The following is a 4,463-nucleotide window of genomic DNA, read 5'->3' on the forward strand; positions in this document are numbered from 1 at the left end:
GCCGGAGTCCCGGCGGGGACTGCGCCGGTGCTCCGGCCGGCGGGTCGCAACTCGGCCGTTCGAGTGGCGGGAGTAGGCCATTGCGGCCACCGGCAAGGGATCGGGCGGCATTCGCGGGTAGTTCAGCCGCCGTTCACGTACGGGCGGGAGCGTGTGCGCCGACGACCGTACGTCAGGCGCACCACCTCCCCACCCCTGGAGACCCGATGCCCCTCAGCCGCAGAGACTTCACCGCCCGCACCGTCATCGCCGGAGCGGGAGTCGCCCTCACCGGAACGGTCGGAGCCCTCGCCACCGCCCCCGGGGCCCTGGCCGCCGACGACGGCCCCCACCAGGAGGGTCGCGACGAGCACGGCCGCCCGCACGCCCCCGGCTACGGGCCGCTCCTGCCCGACCCGGCCGGACTGCTCGCGCTGCCCGCCGGGTTCACCTACCGCGTGATCACCCACAGCGGTGTCACCAGCCTCGACTCCGGCGAGAGCACCCCCTCCAACCACGACGGGACCGCCGCCTTCGAGGGGCACCACGGCGTCACCCTCCTCGTCAACAACCACGAGCTGAAGGGCCCGCGCGCCGGCTGGACGCACCCCGTCCCGCTCACCGAGGGCCTCGTCTACGACCCGGCCGCGGCCGGCGGCTGCACGGTCGTCGAGGTCCGGCGCGGCGGCGAGGTCGCCGAATGGGTGGGCATCGCCGGTACGTCGACCAACTGCGCGGGCGGGGCCACCCCCTGGGACACCTGGCTGACCTGCGAGGAGACCGAGGACCTGGCCGGCAAGAACGGCATGACCAAGGACCACGGCTACGTGTTCGAGGTCGACCCCCACGACCGCCGGGCCAACCGCGCCCCGAAGCCCGTCAAGGCCTTCGGCCGGTACGCGCACGAGGCCGTGGTCATCGACCCGCGCCAGGGCCACGCCTACCTGACGGAGGACGCCTCCGGCCCCAACGGGCTGCTCTACCGCTGGACCCCGCCGCACGGATTCCGGCACGGTCGCGGCAAGCTGCGTACCCTCGCCGATGACGCCGGGGTGCTCGCCGCCGCCAAGTGCTTCGACAGCTCGGGCCGTTTCGTCGACGACCTCTCGCGCGCGACGAAGACCGGCACCGTCTACGGGGTCGACTGGGTGGCCGTGGCCGACCGCGACGCGCGGACCGTGCCGGTGCGCAAGCAGTTCGGGGCGGGCGCCGTGACCCGGGCGCGCAAGCTGGAGGGCATGTGGTGGGCCGACGGGGGCACGTACTTCGTCTCCTCGTACGCCCGTGAGGAGAGCCCGGGCGCCGCGCACGACGGCCAGGTGTGGTTCTACGACCCGAAGCGGCGCACCATCCGCCTCGTCGTCCTGATCGGCGTGAACGCCGACCCGGCGGCCGACGGCGGCTACGACGGCCCCGACAACATCACCGTGTCGCCGTACGGGGGCCTGGTCATCGCCGAGGACGGCAGCGGCATCCAACACCTGCTGGGGGCCACCGAGTCGGGCCGGGTGTACCCGCTGGCGCGCAACGAGCTCAACAACGGGACCGCCGAGAGCCCCGAGTACTCGGAGTTCACCGGGGTCTGTTTCTCCCCGGACGGCCGGACCCTGTACGCCAACATCCAGGAGCCGGGCATCATGCTGGCCATCACCGGACCCTGGCGGCGCACCCGCTGACGCGCCGGGCCCCGCCCGCCCGGGCGGGGCCTGCCGGTCCGCGGCCCTACCAGTCCGCGGAGATGTCCTTGCGGGAGGCGGCGGCCCACTCCTCGAGCAGGAACTCGTACGCCTGCGCAGGCCACTCGCCATCCACCCGGGTCTCGACGAGGAGCCGTATCGCCTCGTTCGCCTCGGCGGCGGACGGGCGCGCGGGTCCCGCGGGCTGGAGTGTCTTCTGCATGGGTTCAAGGCTACGGGCGGGCACTGACAGCCACCTCCGGATTACGGGTGGCATCCATCACCCGGCCGCCGCCCCCGGTTGGGCCATGTGCCCGCCCACCTGCTCAGAGTGCCTGTGAGGCGGGCTTGACCATGCCGCGCACTGTGCGGGACTTCACAAAGTCGCCCAGGGCCGTCATCTCCCATTCGCCGGAGAACTGCTTGATGAGCTTGGCCATCATGACGCCGGTCTGCGGCTCGGCACTTGTGAGGTCGAAGCGCACCAGCTCCTCGCCGCTCGCCGCGTCGATGAGCCGGCAGTAGGCCTTGGCGACCTCGGTGAACTTCTGGCCGGAGAAGGAGTTCACCGTGAAGACCAGGCCGGTGGCCTCGGCGGGGAGCCGGCCGAGGTCCACGACGATCACCTCGTCGTCCCCGGCGCCCTCACCGGTGAGGTTGTCGCCGGAGTGCTTGATGGCGCCGCCCAGGATCGACAGCTTGCCGAAGTAGCAGCTGTCGATGTGGTTGCGTTGCGGGCCGTAGGCGATGACGGAGGCGTCGAGGTCGATGTCGGCGCCGCGGAACGCGGGCTCCCAGCCCAGACCCATCTTGACCTGGGACAACAGCGGGCGGCCGCCCTTGACCAGGGAGACCGTCTGGTTCTTCTGGAGGCTGACCCGGCCCTTGTCGAGGTTGATCTTCCCGGCGCCGAGGGGGGCGGGCGCCGGGGCGGCCGGCGGCGCGGCGGGCGCGGCCTGGGCGGGCGCGGGGCCGCCGAGCCAGGGGGAGACCGGGTGGGAGACCGGCGGGGCGGGCGGCGCCGGGGGCACGGGCGGGGCGGCCGGAGCAGCCGGGGCGGCGGCAGCGGCGGGTTCCTCGTCCACGGAGACCCCGAAGTCGGTCGCGATGCCGGCGAGGCCGTTGGCGTACCCCTGGCCGACCGCGCGCACCTTCCACACGCCGCCGCGCTGGTAGATCTCGACGACCACCAGCGCCGTCTCCGCGCCCAGCCGGGGCGGGGTGAAGGTGGCGATCACCGCTCCGCCGGCCGCGTCCCGCACGGTGGCGGTGGGCTCGACGCCCTGGAAGCTCTGCCCGGCGGCATCGGGGCTGGCGGTGACCACGATCCGCTCGATGCCGGGCGGCAGCGCGCCGGTGTCCACGGTGATCGAGTCGGGCGCCGACCCGCCGCCGGACCGGTAGCTCACACCGGGCCCGGACGGCTGGTTGTAGAAGATGAAGTCGGCGTCGGAACGCACCTTGCCGTCCGCCGTGAGGAGCAGGCCCGATACGTCGAGCCGCACCGGGGCAGCCACGTCCACCGTCACGCGGACGGTATTGAGCGGCAGGTTGGAACCAGGGGTCATAGCGGTCATGCCCCAAGAACGACCGGAGCCGCTTTGCCGTTCCCTTACCCTCGCTGGAGATTTCAGCGGCGGTTGCGGGGGTGGTTCCGGGCCGTGCGCTCGTTGCCGAACTTGTAGGAGCCGGTCCAGCGGGCCATCACCAGCTGCGCGTCCCCCGCCTCCACCTCGGCGAGGAACTTCTCGGCCCGGCCGCCCCGCAGGGTGCCCGCGGCGCGGCCCTGGTGGGTGATGAGGACGGTGCTGTCGTTGCGTGTCTCGTACGAGAACCCGTGCGGCTTCGGCATGGGCGCAGCCTGCCCCGCCGCGGGCGGAGCGGCAACGGAATTAGCGGCCTCCGGTCACCCGGCGGGGCACCCCCAGCGGATTGGCCTCGCGCAGCTCGGGCGGGAGCAGCGCGTCGGGTACCGACTGGTACACCACCGGGCGCAGCCAGCGCTCGATGGCGGTACCGCCGACGGAAGTGGAGTGGGAGGTGGCCGCCGGGTACGGGCCGCCGTGGTGCTGGGCCGGGGCCACCGCGACCCCCGTCGGCCAGCCGTTGACCACGATCCGTCCGGCCAGCTCCGTGACCAGCGCGATCAGCTCGGCGGCGGACGGGGAGCCGGAGGGACTCCCGGTGCCCTCCGTCTCGGCCGCCGCCAGCTGGAGGGTGGCGCTCAGGTTCCCGCCGAGCAGCCCCAGCACCCCGGCCGCCTCGGGCCCGTCGGCGTAGCGGACGACGACCGTCACCGGGCCGAAGCACTCCTCCAGGAGCACCTCGTAGGCCCCGCCCCGCAGCAGGTCCGCGGCCCGGACGCCGACGTAGCCCGCGCCGACGGCGTGCTCCCCGCCGGGCCCCGGCAGGACGGGCGCGGTGACGCCGGGCAGGGCGGCCCGCTCGCGGACCCCGGCGAGGAAGTTCTCCCGCATCCGGTGGTCGAGCAGGACCCCCGGCCCGGTCTCCCCGAGGGACTTCGCGAGGGCGCCGGTGAGCCGGTCGCCGTCGGGCCCCTCGGGGACCAGGACCAGGCCCGGCTTGACGCAGAACTGGCCCACGCCGAGGGTGACGGCGCCCGCGAGCCCGGTGCCGATCTCCTCCGCGCGCTCGGCGGCGGCCGCGGGGGTGACCACGACGGGGTTGAGGGAGCCGAGCTCGCCGTGGAAGGGGATGGGGACCGGGCGGGCGGCGGCCGCGTCGAACAGGGCCCGTCCGCCCCGGATGGAACCGGTGAATCCGGCGGCCGTGACGAGGGGGTGGCGC

General features: G+C 74.1%; 5 protein-coding genes. 1 reads left to right on the forward strand and 4 read right to left on the reverse strand.

Annotated elements, in window-relative coordinates; genetic code table 11:
- Positions 1-206: 206 nt before the first annotated feature.
- Positions 207-1,655 carry an alkaline phosphatase PhoX gene (locus tag ACFV0Q_RS38735; RefSeq protein WP_385012425.1) on the forward strand — a complete coding sequence of 483 codons (1,449 nt, stop codon included), beginning with the start codon at positions 207-209 and terminating at the stop codon, positions 1,653-1,655.
- Positions 1,656-1,701: 46 nt separating this feature from the next.
- Here ACFV0Q_RS38735 and ACFV0Q_RS38740 read toward each other — a convergent pair whose 3' ends face one another.
- The 4 genes from ACFV0Q_RS38740 to ACFV0Q_RS38755 form a co-directional block, all read right to left on the reverse strand.
- A complete protein-coding gene (locus tag ACFV0Q_RS38740) occupies positions 1,702-1,878 on the reverse strand; it encodes a hypothetical protein (RefSeq protein WP_385012427.1) in 177 nt (58 codons plus the stop codon).
- A 103-nt stretch (positions 1,879-1,981) separates the two neighbouring features.
- Positions 1,982-3,232, reverse strand: coding sequence for a TerD family protein (locus ACFV0Q_RS38745; RefSeq protein WP_385012428.1), 1,251 nt, complete (start codon positions 3,230-3,232; stop codon positions 1,982-1,984).
- A 53-nt stretch (positions 3,233-3,285) separates the two neighbouring features.
- The gene (locus ACFV0Q_RS38750) at positions 3,286-3,507 is read right to left on the reverse strand and encodes a hypothetical protein (RefSeq protein WP_385012430.1); all 222 of its coding nucleotides are present in this window, start codon (positions 3,505-3,507) and stop codon (positions 3,286-3,288) included.
- A gap of 40 nt (positions 3,508-3,547) precedes the next feature.
- On the reverse strand, positions 3,548-4,463 hold a 916-nt coding region (locus ACFV0Q_RS38755), incomplete at its 5' end, for an aldehyde dehydrogenase family protein (protein ID WP_385012432.1).

Source organism: Streptomyces sp. NPDC059564 (assembly GCF_042735575.1).
Lineage (GTDB): Bacteria > Actinomycetota > Actinomycetes > Streptomycetales > Streptomycetaceae > Streptomyces.